Below are 18,359 nucleotides of genomic sequence, written 5' to 3'. Positions count from 1 at the left end.
AAGGGTGTTATAATAGAGTTTCGATCATTTGCTTTTTGTCCGTGGGAACTTGACGAACCTCCAATTCCACCCCTTTTTCCAGCAGGGTGTGTATAAGTGTGCTATCCTCTTCCGATATGGCCACCGATTTGGAAATCAGTCGCTTTCCTTCCCCAGAACGGATACCTCCGAAATTGATTGATTTGATTTCTTTGACCCCATCTACCATGGCAAAAGCATCCATAACCGAGTTAATCAGGATGAGCACTTTCAAGGACTTGTTTTTCTCATCGTTCAAAAACTGAATGGATTCTTCAAGGGAACGGATTACCAATTTTACCCCGGCCGGTTTGGCCAGGCCCAAGGTCATTTTTTGGAAGTCGTCTTGGGCAACCTTGTCGTTGGCCACCAAAAGGCAGTCCACTCCAAGGGATGGCACCCATGTGAATGCGACCTGACCGTGCACTAGTCGATCGTCTATTCTAGTTAATTTAATCATTTTGAGTTTGTTTAGTTATCAATTTGCTCACGTAAACGATTTGCGTTTTTGCATTTTCAATGGCATCATTCAAGACCTTTTGAAGATCTTCGTTAGGGTCTGAAAGGATTACTTCGATCAATAAGGGTAGATTTACCCCTGAGACAATATGTGCATTGCCAGAGTTGATCCGTTGTATGATTTGATTCGTAATACTTCCTCCCATGATGTCCGTGAACACGACCAGCTCATCACCTATTTCGATTTCTTTTAGAATGTCATCCAAATGGTCCTGTATGGGACTATCGTTATCGGTATAGGCATCCAGGACAAAAATGTTGTCCTGTGCCCCGATGATCATATCCAAAGATGATTTTATACCGGAGGCAAACCTGCCGTGTGTTGCTATCAAAAATTTTCTCATCAATCTTTTTTTAGGGCCCATTGAAGGGTGTTTTCAAAGAGTGTGGTGAACTCTTGTATCTCAAACAATCCGCCGTGGTGACCAAACAGAAAGTATACGTTTTTGGCTTTCTTGGTGGGATTGGTCCAAATGACCGGATGGTCTCCCATGGTTATATCGGATGGTGGGTTGTAGCTATTTTCATCCACGGTGGCCAAAACCTTTGCGCCATCCCTTGGATTGCGGTCAAAGGTGTACCATTCTTCCCTTGGGAGGTTAAAGTGGTCGGGAAGCGACTTGAAAATTGGGTGGCCCTTCTCCTCAATATGTACTTCTCCATCCACTCTTTTAGCAACATAATCCTTGAACCGGATGCCTCCCAAAAAGTTGGAAAACCAACCCCACATTTCATAACCGTCGAACTCGCCCAAGAGTGCTGCATGGTGGAATCCTATCCATGCTCCCTTACCATTGTCAATGTAGTCTTCAAAGGCGGCCTTTGATGCATCCGACCAGCGATAAGGCGGGAAATTTAACTGAAGGAACAAATCATACCGGGCCAAAAAATCGGTGGAAATGGAATCGGTTTCCGTAATAAGGTCGTATTCCAGGTGGTTCGCGGCGCTATAGCCATCCAGCCATTCCAAAGCAGCGGCCACAAAGCTTTCATGGATTTCACCCCGCTCGGCAATCACGATCATTCGTTTTTTGGTTTGGGAAAATGCTGAGGTGGTCATCACTAAACCGAGCAAGGCGGTAAACAGTATAGAAATCGTTTTCATTTGATTGATCTTTTTAAGTTGTCATATCGGGAAACAAACCCTTTTTTATTTTGATTCCAAGGCGGTCAACGCTTGTAAAAACCATGCGGTATGGGGAATCCATTGCTCACTCCATCGCCATTCATTACCAGAATCCTCATATCTGAAATCAATTCCGCTGCCATCCGGTTTTTCCTTGAAACCGGTAATCCCGTTGGAAATGCCCCCTATGCCCGACCCGTGCCCATACATGGAGGCCATATAGGGTACATTGACCTGCCCATAACCGTACATCATGCATACCTGATAGGGATTGGTGCCCAAAATCCAGTTCAGATAGGCACTAATGGATTGCTCCAATTCTGGGCTCACTCCCAAATGGGTGGGTGCGGGATATACCAATCGACCCCCTTTCAACAATGCAGTGGCCAACGAACCGATTCTGGCATTTTCCCCTTGCCACCACCAGCCACTTTCATTTTCATGCGGGATAAAGAAACCATTCATGATAGTGCCTTCATATTTGAAGGTCTGTCTGGGATACTGGAACGGATTGGCGGTCTCTGCCGAAATCTGTAGTTGATAATCAATGAATTTTTTAAGGGTACTTAGGGTCTGGCTTCTCAACTCGCTGTCTTTTTCGGCATCCAAATATCGGATCAAGGCTATCAAGGGAAGTCCGGCATCCGAGGCATGCCAAAAGGGTCTTGTCTTTGCATCATCACTCCAGAAGAAGCCTTCCTCGGACTGTCTTTGGACAAGCTTTTCCGCCCTTGTCCTGGCATCTTTTTGGTATTTGGGTTTTCCTGTGGCCAACCATAGTTCGGTACTGGCCATTAAAGCCGAATAATCATCCAAGATGTTTTCCGTATGGTCATCAATGTACTTGGTGCTGTTTTCTAGCAAATGTGCATAAGCCTTCTCGGCCGCTTTCAGATATTCGCTGGGCCTATACTTACTTTTCCATTTCCATGTGGAGATGCGGGCCAATGCGGCCACACCCATGCCCCCTCCTTCGCGAAAGCCACTTTGATAATCCGATGTGGTTTTACTATTGGCCAACAATCCCACTACACGTCTTTCCTTGGGATCTTTTTTAAAGTACGAGAAGAGGGTCATGTAGAAATAGCCTTCGGGGGATAGCGATTTCATGATGTAATCTGCCCCGTAGAACGTTTCTTGGATGAGGGAGTCCTTGATTCCAGAGGCCTCCAAAAGATTTGGAATGGATTCTACGGTTTCCATCATGGACCAATCCACCAATGGGGTCTGTTGCGGATTCATGTAGTTGGTATACGCCAAATGCGAAAAGTATTTGCTCACGTCCCCTGAAGCATCACACCAGCCGCCGCGAAGATCAACGGTGGTTTCGCTGCCAAAAAGTTTTACGTTGCTGTCCCCAATAAGCTCTTCTTCGGAATCTGCCCTTTGTCCATAAAAAAATTTGGTGATGGCAGGAATCAGGCTTTTGGATATCAATTGGTGGTTGATTTCAAAATCAAAAGATTGGAGATTATTACCGTCAAACGCTATTTGAATGTTATAAAAGCCCGGGGTGTTGAATTGGGAGAAATTGATGGTGGTATACCAATCATCCGACCAATCCATGACCTGTTCCGATTTTCCAATGGAACCGGTAAATACTTTTTCTCCTGTCCTGGTATCAACCAAGGCGAAAGCTTTACCGGAGGGAATGGGAGCTTTGGTTTTAAGAACGGCCTCTTTCGGAAGATTGCTGTCATAACCCACCTGATTGACCAAAATAGTGGCTTGGCTTTCCAGAAAGCTATCCATCTGTCTTTCTTCTTTTCCATGTTGGTCTGCTGCCCAGTTGATGGCATTTCCTACCAGGGTCCTATAGTCTGGATTGTCGCACGAACTGGTGTGGTGGCCAATACTGATGTATACCGCTTTGTCATAACTAGGGTTGGTCCAGACCACGGGGTGGTAGCCCATAGGTTTTCGGGGTTCGTATGTGCTTTCGTCCGCTATGGCAAGGATGTTCACGGGTGGGGACGGAAGCCGGTCAAACTCATACCACTCATCGCGCAGGGTAAAGCTGGCGGATAGCCCCTTGGTAATTGGGTGTTCTGAATTCACAATTCGAACCAAACCGTCTTGGAGCGGAGGATGGGGGGAATAGATTACACCACCCAAGAGATTTTCATACCATTTCCAATATTCTTTTCCCTTTTGGTCAAATTGGGTGCCTGTGAGTCCGGCAGCATGGATTCCGATCCAACCCTTGCCTTTCTCCATAAACTGTTGAATGGCATATTGCTGGGCAGCGGAAAGGTCAAAAGGAGCTACGTGCAGTTGAACGAACACATCGTATTGGGCCAGATTCAATGGATTTATCTCTGAGGTATCCCGCGTAAAATGCAGTTCAAAATTATTTTTGTTGGCCAGTTGGGCAAACATGCTCTCGGATTTGTCCGCCATGGGCGAATGATATTGGTCCACGGCCCCGATGACAAACACCTTGTTTTTTTTGGTGTCATGCTCTTGAGCATGCAAGGTTCCAAGGCCGATCAAGGTGAAGACCCATAGAGCAGAGATAAAAAACTGGCGACTTTTCATGGTTTGATCAATTGGTGGGTTTAGTATGAGATACCATCCTGCAATGCGGTTTCGTATTTCTCAACATCTATTTTATATAGGTTTGGGGGCTTGTTGGCCCCTCCTTTTCTCTTCTCGGGAAGCTTGATAAGAAATTCATAGCGCATCAGCAGTTTGTGAAAATTCCGCCGGTCAAATTCCCGGTCTAGGATGGTTTCATAGAGGTTTTGCATATCGCGTAGCGTAAACTTTTCCGGTAAAAGCTTGGCGATGGGCAAATAGCGCAAATCCTTTCTTAGGGAAACAAGGGCCATATCCACAAAATCGTTGTGGTCGAACAAAAGGTTTGGAATTTCTGAAATGGCACACCATTGATATTCTTTAAAAGGAGGGGCGATTTTTTCAAAATCAACCAAAGCATAGTAGCCTATTGAAATGGTGCTCTGATAGGAAAGGCTCTCGGTCGCCTCTTTTTTAGAGGATTCCAATACCGCTTTGGTCTGCTCTTTTGAGTAGTGTTTATAGCGATCTACGGCGCCAAAGGTTTGAAACTGCTGTAGAAAAACATTTCCAATACCCGTTGTTTCCTTCAGTACCCTTGATGCGGCCATGCCGAGGGACTCTTTTCGCGAAACCGCACCTCTAGGCAAACTCCAATATTCTGAATCATCGACTTTTAGCAACAAGACTTTGAGGTCTGTTGCATGAAAACCGAAAATGACACAATCCACTGAGACTTCTGGAATATTGATGTTTTGATCTGACATGTTCCTTGGTTGGTGAAAACAAATATAATAGTTAGCGTAAATTTTACACATTAATTAGCGTATTTTTTACGCATTAATATTTTTGAAGAGTTTTGAGTTGTGTAATATGGGTGGCATAAAACCCAGTATTTAGGGATTTTTAGATGCATTCAAGAATTGATTTCTGATTTCATCCTTGTCTGAATCACAGGAGAATTATGGGGAAAGTAGGTTGGGAAACGAAAGGATAGGACATAAAAAAGAGCTTACATTGCTGTAAACTCTTTCTTAGTAGCGGGGACTGTACTACAACCTTGAACCTTTGGAAACCTAGATAAACTAATTGTTTATATTAAATATCAGTTTATCAATAAATTAAATAAAAATTTATTCCTACTCATTTCGATATATTTCTACAAGTTTCGTAGATTTCGGGAAAATATCGGGATAAATGGCCAATGTGAAATTAATAGTAAAAAGTACTAAAAACCCATCCGAAATATATGTAAGATTCTACAGGGGCAAAGAATTGGATATAACTTCTAAATCAGGTTTTTTAATCAACCCTAAGTTTTGGCATAAAAAAGGTTATGTGAAAAATATGGTTGACAGCCAATCCTCTCGTTTCTTAAATGAGAAGCTACCGAGATTAAAAGAGCATATCATCAATACGTTTAACGAATCTTATAATCAAGGTAAGATAATTAATAAAAAGTGGTTGGATTCAACTGTTATGAGTTTTCACTCTCAGCCTTTAAAAGATGAGGAGAATGAAAAATTTTACTTTACGCCCTTTTTTGAAGTTTTTGTGGATGACAAAGAGAAGGAGGTAAGTATAAAAACTGGGAAAAAGTTGTCAGATAGAACAATAAAAAAGTACAAAGGAACTCTGAATGTTGTTAAAGCATTCGAATCTGAGAGGGACGTTAATTTAAGGTGGCGTGAGTTAGACAGTGAATTTCATAAGTCTTTTTTGGATTACATGACCAATGATTTACTATACAATAGAACCAATGCAAGTAAGCACCTTTCAATTATTAATCAGGTATGCTCCTATGCGAAATCAAAAGGGATTGAACTCAATCCGTATGCAGCCAATAATAAGTTTTCCTTGCCTAGGGATAAAACTTATGACCCTTATTTGAACATTCAGGAAATAAAGAACATTAGTTCATTGGATTTCTCAGATAACCCAAGATTAGATAATGCACGTGATTGGTTGTTAATTGGTGTTTGGACAGGTCTTAGAATATCAGATATTTTAGAGTTGAATAGTTTGCAAATCCAAACTGGAAGATTTCAAATCATGACCGAAAAGGTTAGTGATAAGGTAGTTATTCCTATTCACCCAGATGTTCAAACCATACTTGACAAAAGAGGCGGCAATTTTCCAAAAAAGATTAGTGACCAAAAGTTTAATGATTATATAAAAGAGATAGGTGAGTTGGCAGGTTTGACAGAAAGTATCCTTGGAGGCAAAAAAGTCAAAGTGACCTTGCCCAATGGAGAAGAAACATTCCGTAAGCGAATCGACTATTATCCAAAATACGAGTTAATTTCCAGTCATATTTGTAGAAGGTCATTTGCAACAAACCACTATGGTAAGATACCCAACAAGACCATCAGAGCCATTACGGGCCATAGCTCTGATAGTATGTTGGAACGGTATCTTAAACAAAGCCACCTTGAACATGTTATTGAACTAGAGGAATATTGGGCTAAGCAATTTTCTGAACTTTAGTGCTTTCCTCAGTAACTTGAAACCATGGTTCAAAAACTATATTTGGTGCAATGCCAAGCATTCCGATAAAAATATCCATCATCGTATCATGAACATATTTCATATTATCAACAGTACAAATTATACTATCATGAATAGTTAGCATAAATAAGTCAGGTCTTTCTTCTGCGATTGTTTTGGTGATTATATCAATAATGAAGTAGGCCTCAATATTCTGTAGGATAAGTGCAAAATCATTTCTGTTGAATTTCTTCTCTTCGTCCTTGAATTTTAGCATGTTAACTATTCTATTTACGCTATCTGGAAAAATTCTACGTATCTCCTTGATTCTCTTTTCATGAGAGTTTGGAGAGCAGTATAAGTACTCTAAAACAGCTTTTTTACAATAATCTCTAAGTGTTTTAAACTGTTTACGTTGCTTATAACCCTTGCTTAAAACATAGAATTTATCCTGTATATGGCCGTTCGGTCCTTGGATTTCTTCCAAAAATTCTTCCGAAAAATTGTTGCCTACATGCTCATATATATCATTAGTGAGTACTAAATCAATGAACTTGCTAAGTTCTTCGTAAACAGTGTTTTGCGGCGTTGACAGAATCGTAACAGTATACACTTCACTTATCTTCTCTCTAAACCTTCTCTTCAACCCACCAAACACTAACCCTTCTCCACTTGTGTTTATCAACTCACTTATCAACCCACAGAGAAAATATGGTTGTGATGATTTTAGGTCAAGTGACACTAACTTGTCTCCTTTAAAACTTAAGAATGGCCTTAATTCTTTAGGCAAGCTGGTAATTGTTGTATGAAGTCTTCTGTCTTTTGCCAATCTCCTATAGTATATAAGGCCGTGACTGAGCTTTTCACATATTAACATTCTCTGATACTTCTGACGAATACTTAGGTCTGTACTGTTAGTAATAAACTTCATTGCTGACTCGTAATCGAAACTGATTTGATTTGTGTTTAGCCACTTGGTCAGATGCTCTGTGGTCTCATCGGTAATTTCACATGTCCTGTTTTCGAAATCAACAAGGTTTTTCGTGAATTCTGTTTGTGAACATAAGTGCTTTACAATTTTAAGTTTTTGATTAACGGGGTAAATTACCTTATATCCATGAGATAGGTTCTTGTTAATTATATAAGGACGTTTACTTATGAAGTCATTGGATTCTAGAAAATCAATGTGCCTTTTATAATTCCAAAAGTACTTTTTGAGATAGCTCGCTTTTAAACGTACATGTCCTTTAGTAAGGTTATCTTTATGTTCAATTGATTTTTGCTCTATTAAATCAATTACAAAGACTAAATAATCAATGTTTAGATGATTTCGGCCTTTTGGATATTTCCTGTTATTTGTGTTCACAAGCTTCTTCATTTTCTTATATAAACCTTGTTCAATAAGCATGAAATATTCTCTGTTAGCTAGATTAACTCTCATAATCATTCTTTTTTAAATAGTTCAACAATTCACTTTTAAGGAACACGGTTTTCGTGTTTAATCGCCTTACAGGAATAGCCCCTTTTTTGCTAAGCCTCCATAAAGTGGTTTTGGAAATCCTAAGAAGCTCACAGGCTTCTTTTGTACTTAATACTTCGTCACCCTCGTTTTGAGTCTTAAATTCATACTTAGGTAGAGCATCTTGTAGCTCTTTGGCGACTACCTGCCCGATGATTGATACAAGACTATCTTGCTCAATTCCGATAACTTTTAGGTCATTTTCCCTCATAATTACTTTTCGATTCTGGTTTGGTTTGCAGAATCATTCGCAAGCTGATGAAAGGGAAAACAGGGGAGAAAAAGGGAAGAATAAAAATGAAAAAAGCCACTTTTTATAATGTAAGTGGCTGTCTGTAAGCTATATAATTAATGTTAAAATTATCTTTTCAAAATAGGCTTTAATTTTTCCCTTTTAATTTGAAGTTGGTTTTCTATTTTATTTAATAGAATATCTGCTTTTTTAAATGGATAATCAGTGGATTCTACTTCATATTTGTTGGAATAGTACTTTTTGAATTGATTTTTCCATCTTTTCAAATTTGTTGGTGGAGAAGAAAGGCTTAGATACAGAAAGTCATTTTCAGTTTCGAAGGACAAAGATTTATCCTCTTCGTAAAAATCAAAAATGTAAAATAGATAACAGAGCCTAAAAAATTCAACAGAGTTGAAGTCAATGTATCTTATGTTCAGATTATTAAAATCGTTAAAAGATAACAGGTTAATTACTATGTAAATTTCATTATTGTCGAACCCTTTATCTTTAAGATAGTTTACTAGAGGTTTGTTGCGTTCAATTTGTTCGTAGAAGCTTTCAGAAAGCGAGGACTCTTCACTTTCATTTTCTCCGAGAAGAGCTTTATGATACTTATATAGCATTAAGCTACAGTCAGATGGAACTTTCAATAACAATATGTCATAACTTAATTTAAAACGCTTACTTAATTCAATCCATAAGGTTACGGTTTTCTCTAGGTCAATAAAGTATCCCTTTGAATCGAAAAAGCCATCAAACTGGAACGGTTTTTCTTCAACTACATTGAAGTATTTGTTTTTGGATTTCAGTAGACGGTTTTTTTGGAAATCTTCTTTAATGTTACTGGGAATAAGTTGCCTGCTTAGAAGAACATCATTAAAACGAGTAATGTTTTCTTCCAATGCCCGATGTTGTATTTGCCACTGGTGAACGAAAATTTGATGTACGTAAGAAATGTAAATGCTGGGATTAATCTTCGATAAGGCCAAGTAAAGTTGAAAGGTTTCGTCCAATTCAAAGGGAGATATGTTTAGATTGTAGCTCCCATCTAAAGGATTCCCTTCTTCGTCACAATCTGTTGGGAATCCGAATTTGAAATTTTCATTGATAGTTTTTAGTAATGATTGTTGTTCATTTTTGGAGAGTAGGTCATCCAAGCTTTCGATTGTAGGCTTTAACTGAGGGTTTATTTTCAACTTTTCTAAAAATCCCAGTTCTTGTCTTATGTAGTCTAGGTAATTAGTTTTTTCTTTCCCATCAAATAGCATAACCATATTCTCCTGATTGAAGAAATATCCAATAGGTGACAATAGCTCATCCTCTTGCAGTAATAGAAAGACAACAAAATCCTCTAGGATTTCTGTAGGGGATAATCTGTTCATACCATCCATCTTTCTAGCTTATCTTTAGTTTCCTTCCAATCTGGATATACCTTTTCCAGAAGCTCATAAAAAGCTGAACTGTGATTCAGGTACTTTAAATGACATAGTTCATGTATGATAACATATTCAATGCATTTTTTGGAAGTTTTAATCAATTCCAGATTTAAATGAATCTTTCCATCCTTATCACAACTGCCCCACCGTTTCTTCATCCATCTGTAAGCTAATATTGCATCACCGTCGAAAAGACTCTTTGCTAATGGGCGTTGTTCTTCAAAAAGTTCTTTAAAGTGTATTTCGGCTTTGTCCTTGTACCAACCTTTAATTAACTCTTCTACAGTTTTCTTATTTTCAGGATTCTGGCAATATACCTGTAAATATCCTCCCGAAAGCTTTACTGCTGCTTTTTTAGATTCGTGAAGTTTTAATCTATATTGTTTGCCTAGATATAGATGGGTTTCACCATTTACAAACCTTCGAGGTGGAGTAATTGGTTGAAATGAAAGAAAAAAGTCCTGCTGCCTAACTATCCAAGCAGCCTTCTTTCTTACTTTGTCACGGACTTTCAGTAAATCGCTATCTTTTGGAGCGGTTACTCTAACCGATTTATCTGGATAGACTTTAATTCCAAGCGTTTTACGTTGGGAGAATTCCAAATCGTAGACTATAAGGGTCGTTCCATATTGGATTTCATCTCTCATAGGGCTACTTGTATTTTATTATCGCCACCTTCAGACAATCCTCGATTAGCTGGTCTATTTTGTCCCAGTTCGTATCCTGTCCGTATTTCTTAAGGAGATCATAGACAATATCACCTAGAGCAATATTTATTTTGCCTGTAATGTCTTTGTTTTTATCCCATTCTACAATCTTATTTCCATTCAGATAAATATGCTCTTTTACTGTTTTATCAATATCCAAACTAGTTTCAATGTGAAATCGGGTCTTAAGCAATTCCACATCATCAAATGTTGTCTTGCTAAAATTGTAAAAAGCCAACCCTGCATCGTTGTTTGCTAATTCTTTTGGAGCATCTTCTGACCGTCCGTGTAAAAACTTATCCTCTAACTCCTTTGCCTTTTTCAAAAACTCGGCTTCTGAAATACGCTTTTGGTAATATTCTTCAATGGTCTCTTTTATAAGTTCGGCCAGCTTTTTGTAATATACTGGGTCTTCCTGCATTTTTACATTGATAGCCTTAATTGTTCTACTGGCAATATGGTCAGCCTGTGCAGCCTTACCAGTAATTTTTTCGATTTCGACTTCACGTTGTTCTTTGTCAAAGATGTCAACCAATTCAGTTACCTTCATTATTTCACCTTCAGTTGAAATATGCTGGTTAATCAGTTTCTGAATTTTAGGCTCAAACTCTTTATAGGATAAATCGTCATTGTACCTACGCTTCACATCTACACGTAGCTTAAGAAAGAACTTTGCGTCTTTTTTGTATTGGGCTATCTTCTTTTCATCCGTATTGTTGGCGAAATCGACTGAAGATAAGGCCATCTTAAGTAATCTAGCGAATTGACTGAGCTTTTCGTAAAACTTATTTCGGATGTCCTCTGGTTTTAGCAGCTCCTCATAAGCGGTTGGTTCAAGGTTTTTGTCTTTTAGCTCTTTGAAAATGTCCCAGACTTCCGAGTAAGCCTGTGGAAGCTTCTTTATTTCATCATCCAATTTGGTCAAAGTGCCTTCAAGTTCCTCTTCGTCAAAATCAGAAAGACCTGAATAAGTGGCCAATGCATTATCTAAGTTTTCAAGATTGCCATAGTAATCCACGATATAACCATAATCTTTGCCTGGGTATACTCGATTTACTCTCGCAATGGCTTGTAATAGGGTATGTTCTTTTAATGCCCTGCACAAATAAAGTATGGTGTTGTTTGGAGCATCAAAACCAGTTAATAATTTAGCGACTACAATCAATATTTCTGGATGTTCCCTTTTCTTGAATTGGGTTATAATGCTCTTTTCAAACTTTTTTAAATCTCCATACTTATCAATTCTAGAGTTAAAATATTCGTCTTCGATTCGTTTCTCTTCATTTGTGTTGTAAAACCCATCTTCGACACCTTCACGTTGGTCAGATTGAGTAACAATGACCTCTGAAGTAACCATTCCTATGTCATCCAAAAACCGTTTGTAAAGTAAGGCAGCCTTGATAGTTGGTGCAACCAATTGTCCTTTCGGTTTGTACTTGTCACCCTCAGTTTGAAAAAAGTTCTTATAGTGTTCCGAAATGTCCCATGCTCTGGCGTAAATAACCTTTTCAGTTTTATTAAGTTCATTAATGGTGTTGAACTTTCTTTTCAGGTTTGCTTTACCATATTCGGATAGGGGTTCAGAAAGTTTGTCAAAATATCTATTTACAGGGTCTTCATCAACTGTAATTAGGTTGTGTCTGCCTTCGTACAAAAGAGGTACTACTGCACCATCGTCAACAGCGTCTTTAACGGTATACGGGAGGCCTATATAGCCACCAAACTTGTGAGCGGTACTCTTTTCCCTTTTCATTAAAGGTGTGCCTGTAAACGCAAGAAAACAAGCGTTAGGAAAAACCTGTTGCATACTAACATTAAAGCTACCGTATTGCGTTCTATGTCCTTCATCAATCATGACAAAAATATCTGATGAAAGAAAGGGGTTCTTTGTTTGTTTAACGGCTGCTTCGAATTTGTTTATGATTGTAGTGATTATAGCATCACTTTTATCATTCAACAGTTCTGTTAGATGTGTGCCAGTTTTTGCTTGCTTCACCTCTTTTTGGCACTTTTTAAAGGTGTCTGAGATTTGGTCATCCAAATCAATTCTGTCTGTGACAAGAATTATTTTTGGGTTACTTATTTCAGGATTTGAAGCAATCATTTGAGCCAACATAACCATGGTGAGAGATTTGCCACTACCTTGTGTGTGCCATATTACACCACCTTGCCTTTTCCCTAGGTTGTCAAAATGGGTAACTCGTTTTATTGTATCCTGTATGGCAAAAAATTGTTGGTATCGAGCTACTTTTTTAATGCCTTCATCATAAACTGTAAAGTTCCTGATGATTTCCAGTAAACGTTCTTTTCGACAAAGAGAATACAACAATTCATCTTGGTTGGTTGTTTCTCTTTTTTCCTTTTCCAGTCCATCAAAATAGGACTTCACATATTTAAATCTTCCTGAGAACAAATCGTTCTTTTGAACCTCTTTTAATGGTTTGTTTTTAATGCTGGAAAGCTCATTGGCAAAATCCTCCTTATCCTGCTTGCTTGAAAACTGCTCTTTCCATTTAGACCAAAACTCCTTACTCGTTCCTGTAGTGCCATAACTGCCATCGTTTGTAGCAATACTTAACAAAAGATTGGAGTACATATACAAAGAGCGGATGCCAGTTTTACTAAAATTGCGAATATGCTGTTCTATGGCCAATTCTGTTGGAGACTTAGTACCTTTTAGAGAGGGACTTTTACACTCAATAATTACCATTGGAATTCCATTTACAAATAGCACTATATCTGGACGGTAAGTATCTGTTCTGGCAGTTCTTAAAACACTGTATTCCTCAGTAACGTGAAAAATGTTGTTTTCTGGGTTTTCCCAATCTATGTATTGTAGCGTATGACTTTTTTTATCTCCATCGATACTTTGCTCCATAGCTTTGCCCAAAGTGATAAGGTCATAAAATGCAGCATTGGCATTTAGAAAGCCATCCTGAATAGGTAAATCTTTTAGAGCTAAAATGGCCGAATTAAGGTTTGCTTCTGAAAAAGGGTACTCTTTACCTTTGCGATGAATAGTATTTATTTCATGCAATTGCGTTTTGAGAATATTTTCGAAGAGAACCTGTGATTTTTTACCTCCTCGCCAATCCAATGCTTTTTCGGGTGTAACATAATTATATCCCATATTAATAAATAGCTGCAAAGCAGGGATTTGGGATATATGGTCTTCTAAAAAGGAAGGAGTCTTCATAATTTATTTATTGTGGTTATAAAGCCATAGAATAAATGCCACGACTGGGCTTGCATAGGCTATTACTGTAATCCATACGGCCACTAGGAAAAGGCTGTATTTGGTGCTAGCAACTTTTGCCAATGATTGTATCTGATTGGCCAAATCTTTATCAATTTCTGTGAAGGTGTCACTTGCTCCTTTTTCGGTAAGACACTTTAGAATTTTTTCCTCAGACATATCCTTTAAATTTTCAAAAAAGAAAATGTTGTCTTCCATTTTTTCTGGAACAATACTGAGGTATAGAAATCGTAGTCTTGGAACAAAAGAGGTTAAACAGGTAATGGTGGATACAACGAGAAAAAGAATGACAGCGGTTAAATAAACTGTCCAAAATTTCGACTCATCAAAAAAGTCAATATCAAATAGTTGTGCTACTCCATAAATAGAAGCTCCATTAAATGCAATTAGCATTGCGTTTTTGGCTTCAGCAAACTTCAGCCAATCTTTTGTGTTGTAGAAAATTTCAAGTAATGTACTGTTCATATAGAAAATTTTTAATCGATGTCCCAAATAATATTACCCCCAAACACATCGCCGTTAACATCATTAACAGTATACTTTTCTTTTTCCCAATACTTATTTAATAATGAATTATCAGTTGAACTTTCTTTTTTATATCCCTTATAAACAGTATCTGAAAGTAAGATAGGAGGGTAATTTTTTTTTCTTGATTTCTTTTCGAAGCTAATGAATTTGCCTAGAGAGATTCCTATTTTGCCCTGTTCATGGTTCGTTAATGAATTGGCAAACTCTTCGGGTGTCATTTCGACAGTTTCAACCCGATTTTGATAAGGTTCATCATTTTGTAGATTACCAGTGCCTAAAAATGGCGATGGTCTAAGCATTCCTAAAAGTCCACCAAAACCGTATAATGGATTGATTGGATTCCTTTTTACTTCATAGTAGGTTTCCTCCATAGTCTTGTTAGCAACATCTGTTAATCTTGAAGCGATGTTGGCAGGGTAACCAGTCCATACTAATCCTCTATTTTCAGCTGCTTCGTCTCCTTGTTTTGGTGTGCCAACCTTAATGATTTTCAATTCTCCATAATCCACGCCAATACCACATTTGAAATCCATGCCGTTGAAATTCTTATCAATAATTTTATTGCATACATGATTTATGGTAATTGCACATTCAACTGCATTTACAAAGCAATTGGCAGAAGGAAATACTATCATTACTCTATCTCCAATAATATTCCTTACATATCCACCATGATGATGAGCAGCTTTTAAGCATACTTTTGCAAAAGCAGAATAAAGTCTTCCCATAGTTTTTGTATGATGCTTTTTTGTCAAAGCAACGGAAGACCTTATGTCTGCGAATAAAACACATGTTTTTAATTCTTTTGCTTTCTTTTCTTCTCCATTACCAAAAGTTAAAGAGGTATCGGTAACACTTGGAACATTAACTGTTGTGATATATGAAAATTCTGTCTGAATTATGTCTTCAATATCTTCTGTCAGTTCTTCTATTTTTCTCTTCATTTTGGCCATTTTTTTGTTTTATGAGTTGATGGGATATTTTGCTAATTCAAATTTTTCTCAGCAGCAACAGCAGCTTCATAAGCCAGTTTGTTCGGATATTTGGACAATTGAGTAATTCTTCCCTTTCCGTTAACTCCGAAGTTCGGGTCAAATTCAAAGGTTACTTTTAGAAACACTTCACCTTCTAAACGCAAATTAGTAGTTACGTCTATTAACTTTTGAAGCTCACCTTTTGTTTGGTTATAACAATAAGCATACAACTGTTGAATATCATTTTCAAATTCCTGTTTTTGAGCTTCTGTCAGGTTTTGTAACACTTCAAATTCCTTATTCATATTTTGAGTTTACTCTTATTTTTCCAGTTAACAATTGCTGCATCAACCCTTTTTTTTGCTTTTGTAATTGTTCTAAATATTCTTGTTGCTTCTTAATTTCTATATCCGAAATCAATAGAATATTTGCTATTGCTTTTTGTTCGTTTAGACTAGGGATGCTAATTTTCAATGAAGAGAATTCTTTATAGCTGATTTGCTTTCCATCTCTGATTCCGTAGATTATAGAGTTTAAACGGTTAATGAAATTTTGGGTTTTGAAATACTCTCTAAAATATTCCTTGGAGATTGGAATCATTTCCTTTAAAACAGTGTATGCAGGACTAACTAAACCCTCATAGTTGGAATATTCAATTCCTCCCTGAAATGACCTGAGACTAATCACAAAATCCCCGATGTCTATTTTTTTGTAGTTTTTTAAAGAGGCCTTATCGTATTTAATGTCTATTCCTGTTTCGCTTCTTGGGATTACTCCATTCTCCTGAGTTGCCGAAAGAACTTCAAGTTTTCCATTGTGATTTTTGTTGGTGTGATTTACAAAAATATCTCCCGCTTTTATTTTTTGCCATTCGTCAGTAAACCCTGTCAACCTCTTTTTGCCAATCAATAGCTCTTGACACAAACCTTTTTTACGAAGTTTTAATTTCTCAATGAGGTTTGTGGTGGTTTCAATGGCCTTGTCCCAATCTGAGAGAAAAGAAGCTATCTTTTTCTGTTCGTGTAGTGAAGGCAAAGGAATAGCAAATTTTAATATGTTTTCTTGTGATAATGTTGGAATTGCACCACCAACCACAACCGAAAATATTTGTCTTTGAATAATTTCATCAGAAATTAAGTAACTTAAATATTTGACATTGCAGTTGATATTTTTGATGATTACCAACTGTGGGTTTATTGTGGCTTTTTCTTTTAATTCTTTAACTAAAGCAGACTTACCAAATGTAGAACCAGTTTTAACCAATAATATATCGTCGGATTGGAGCTGAATTTCTTTAGATTCTTCATATTTATACCAAGATATATAGGTTGAATCATCGAAACTCAATGAAGTTCCTTTAATATTTGATGGACTTATGGTTATTGCTCCTTCTCCTTTTGGAACAATATCATTTACTGTATAGCCTCTATACCCTATGCGACCCTTAACTTCACATACATCCTTCAGGGTTTTTAGATTCCAATCGATTGGAATCCAGCCTATTTTAGTTTCCTTAAACCCATGTTTTATGTACTCGGTTAGTTCCATATTATAAACCTAGTTCAGTTAAATGAGCTTCTAACTTCTTTTCTACATCAGCTATCTGTTGTTTAAGGGAAAGGATTTCCATTTGTGTAGCTTTTATGTCTACTGGTTCTTCCTCTACAAAGGTGTCAACATATCGAGGGATATTTAAATTGTAATCGTTTTCAAGTAGCTCTTCCCTAGTTGCTACATGACTATATTTATCAATTGTCTCCCAATTTTTATATGTAGCTATAATTTTTTCAATATTCTTCTCATTTAGAATATTTTGATTTTTACCAGAATCATACTCATTGCTGGCATCAATGAATAGAACATCACTATTGTCCCCTTTGTTCTTATCGAAAATTAAGATTGTGGCTGGAATGCCTGTTCCGTAGAATAGATTGGCAGGTAAACCGATTACAGCTTTTAATAAATTTTCGTCTATAAGTTGTTTTCTTATTTTCCCTTCAGAACTACCCCTAAACAAAACCCCATGTGGTAGGACCACGCCAGCTTTCCCATGTTCATTTAAGGTTTCAATCATGTGGGTAATAAAGGCATAGTCGCCCTTACTCTTTGGTGGTGTTCCTCTATGAAACCTATTGTATTTATCGGAACTTGCATTCTCTGCACCCCATTTATCCAAAGAAAAAGGAGGATTGGCAACTACCACATCAAACTTCATTAATGCATCACCTTCTCTGAGTAATGGATTATTCAATGTGTCACCCCATTCAATACGAGCATTGTCCATTTCATGCAAAAACATATTCATTCGTGCTAATGCCCATGTGCTACCATTTACTTCTTGCCCATTTAAGGAAACGTTCTTACTTCCTATTTCGTTGGCAACTTTGAGAAGCAATGAGCCAGAGCCACAAGTTGGGTCGGATATTCTGTCACCTGCTTTAGCTTCAACTAATTTTGCCAACAAAATGGAGACATTTTTAGGGGTGTAAAATTCACCAGCTTTTTTGCCTGCATCCGAAGCAAATTTTTCAATAAGGTATTCGTAAGCATCACCGATAATGTCGTTTCCTTCTAAATTTGAAGGTCTAAGATTCAGCCCAACAAAGTCGCCCAAAAGATTTTTTAAACGACGATTACGGTCTTTGGTCTGGCCAAGGTTGGGTTCTGAATTGTAGTCGATATTTCGAAACACCTTTTCAAGCTTTCCTCTATTTGCATCTTCGATGTTTTCCAATGCGATATTGATAAGCTCTCCTAGATTCGGTTCATTTCGGTTTTCATATAGGAAGTCAAATGAGCTTTCTTTGGGTATCTTAAAACGTTCATGCTTCATGGCACGTTCCACTCGTTCAACATCACCATCATATTTTTTTAAATAATCCTCCCGTTTTTCATTACTTACATCAGTAATATACTTTATAAAGAGCATGGTAAGGATATAATCTTTGTACTGTGTGGCATCTATTGTACCTCTGAAAGTGTCGCATGCAGCCCAGACCTTTTCATTGATTTCACTTTGTGTTAATTTATTACTCAT

Annotated in this window: 16 protein-coding genes; 1 reads left to right on the top strand and 15 read right to left on the bottom strand. The window is 37.6% G+C overall.

The window, feature by feature from the left end:
• Window positions 1-7: 7 nt before the first annotated feature.
• The 5 genes from DN53_RS05680 to DN53_RS05660 are packed head-to-tail and all read right to left on the bottom strand — an operon-like array spanning window position 8 to window position 4,947.
• Window positions 8-478, bottom strand: coding sequence for a PTS sugar transporter subunit IIB (locus DN53_RS05680; protein WP_129653438.1), 471 nt, complete (start codon window positions 476-478; stop codon window positions 8-10).
• A complete protein-coding gene (locus DN53_RS05675) occupies window positions 471-881 on the bottom strand; it encodes a PTS sugar transporter subunit IIA (protein ID WP_165357295.1) in 411 nt (136 codons plus the stop codon). The genes DN53_RS05680 and DN53_RS05675 overlap by 8 nt, the downstream gene beginning before the upstream one ends.
• Entirely contained in the window at window positions 881-1,642 is a 762-nt protein-coding gene (locus DN53_RS05670) for a ThuA domain-containing protein (RefSeq protein WP_207211090.1), read from the bottom strand. The genes DN53_RS05675 and DN53_RS05670 overlap by 1 nt, the downstream gene beginning before the upstream one ends.
• A 45-nt stretch (window positions 1,643-1,687) precedes the next feature.
• A complete protein-coding gene (locus tag DN53_RS05665; RefSeq protein ID WP_129653436.1) occupies window positions 1,688-4,201 on the bottom strand; it encodes a ThuA domain-containing protein in 2,514 nt (837 codons plus the stop codon).
• A gap of 20 nt (window positions 4,202-4,221) precedes the next feature.
• Window positions 4,222-4,947, bottom strand: a complete 726-nt coding sequence (locus DN53_RS05660; protein WP_129653435.1) for an NUDIX hydrolase — start codon at window positions 4,945-4,947, stop codon at window positions 4,222-4,224.
• A 430-nt stretch (window positions 4,948-5,377) separates the two neighbouring features.
• Between DN53_RS05660 and DN53_RS05655 the strand changes: the two genes are divergently transcribed.
• The gene (locus DN53_RS05655; RefSeq protein ID WP_129653434.1) at window positions 5,378-6,667 is read left to right on the top strand and encodes a tyrosine-type recombinase/integrase; all 1,290 of its coding nucleotides are present in this window, start codon (window positions 5,378-5,380) and stop codon (window positions 6,665-6,667) included.
• On the opposite strand, the gene DN53_RS05650 is transcribed toward DN53_RS05655, so the two are convergent.
• The 10 genes from DN53_RS05650 to DN53_RS05605 form a co-directional block, all read right to left on the bottom strand.
• Window positions 6,645-8,108: a hypothetical protein gene (locus DN53_RS05650; protein ID WP_129653433.1), complete on the bottom strand. Its 1,464-nt coding sequence runs from the start codon at window positions 8,106-8,108 to the stop codon at window positions 6,645-6,647. The two genes, DN53_RS05655 and DN53_RS05650, sit on opposite strands and share 23 nt — an antisense overlap.
• Window positions 8,098-8,397 (bottom strand): helix-turn-helix domain-containing protein, encoded by a 300-nt coding sequence (locus DN53_RS05645; protein ID WP_129653432.1) that lies wholly within the window; start codon window positions 8,395-8,397, stop codon window positions 8,098-8,100. Before DN53_RS05645 ends, DN53_RS05650 begins: the two co-directional genes overlap by 11 nt.
• A 149-nt stretch (window positions 8,398-8,546) precedes the next feature.
• Entirely contained in the window at window positions 8,547-9,803 is a 1,257-nt protein-coding gene (locus tag DN53_RS05640; protein ID WP_129653431.1) for a hypothetical protein, read from the bottom strand.
• Window positions 9,800-10,504: a M48 family metallopeptidase gene (locus DN53_RS05635; RefSeq protein WP_129653430.1), complete on the bottom strand. Its 705-nt coding sequence runs from the start codon at window positions 10,502-10,504 to the stop codon at window positions 9,800-9,802. The genes DN53_RS05640 and DN53_RS05635 overlap by 4 nt, the downstream gene beginning before the upstream one ends.
• Before the next feature lie 4 nt (window positions 10,505-10,508).
• Window positions 10,509-13,760: a type I restriction endonuclease subunit R gene (locus tag DN53_RS05630; protein ID WP_129653429.1), complete on the bottom strand. Its 3,252-nt coding sequence runs from the start codon at window positions 13,758-13,760 to the stop codon at window positions 10,509-10,511.
• 3 nt (window positions 13,761-13,763) lie between these two features.
• Window positions 13,764-14,285, bottom strand: a complete 522-nt coding sequence (locus tag DN53_RS05625; RefSeq protein WP_129653428.1) for a Pycsar system effector family protein — start codon at window positions 14,283-14,285, stop codon at window positions 13,764-13,766.
• Between the two features lie 11 nt (window positions 14,286-14,296).
• Window positions 14,297-15,292 carry an adenylate/guanylate cyclase domain-containing protein gene (locus DN53_RS05620; RefSeq protein ID WP_165357293.1) on the bottom strand — a complete coding sequence of 332 codons (996 nt, stop codon included), beginning with the start codon at window positions 15,290-15,292 and terminating at the stop codon, window positions 14,297-14,299.
• A gap of 41 nt (window positions 15,293-15,333) precedes the next feature.
• Window positions 15,334-15,627, bottom strand: coding sequence for a hypothetical protein (locus DN53_RS05615; protein WP_129653426.1), 294 nt, complete (start codon window positions 15,625-15,627; stop codon window positions 15,334-15,336).
• Window positions 15,620-16,870: a restriction endonuclease subunit S gene (locus tag DN53_RS05610; RefSeq protein ID WP_129653425.1), complete on the bottom strand. Its 1,251-nt coding sequence runs from the start codon at window positions 16,868-16,870 to the stop codon at window positions 15,620-15,622. The genes DN53_RS05615 and DN53_RS05610 overlap by 8 nt, the downstream gene beginning before the upstream one ends.
• Window position 16,871: 1 nt before the next feature.
• On the bottom strand, window positions 16,872-18,359 hold the full coding sequence (locus DN53_RS05605) for a type I restriction-modification system subunit M (protein WP_129653424.1): 1,488 nt from the start codon (window positions 18,357-18,359) through the stop codon (window positions 16,872-16,874).

The organism is Flagellimonas olearia (genome assembly GCF_004150225.1).
GTDB classification, from domain to species: domain Bacteria; phylum Bacteroidota; class Bacteroidia; order Flavobacteriales; family Flavobacteriaceae; genus Flagellimonas; species Flagellimonas olearia.
Note: the sequence above shows the minus strand (reverse complement) of the source record. Positions and strands in the feature narration are given on the sequence as shown.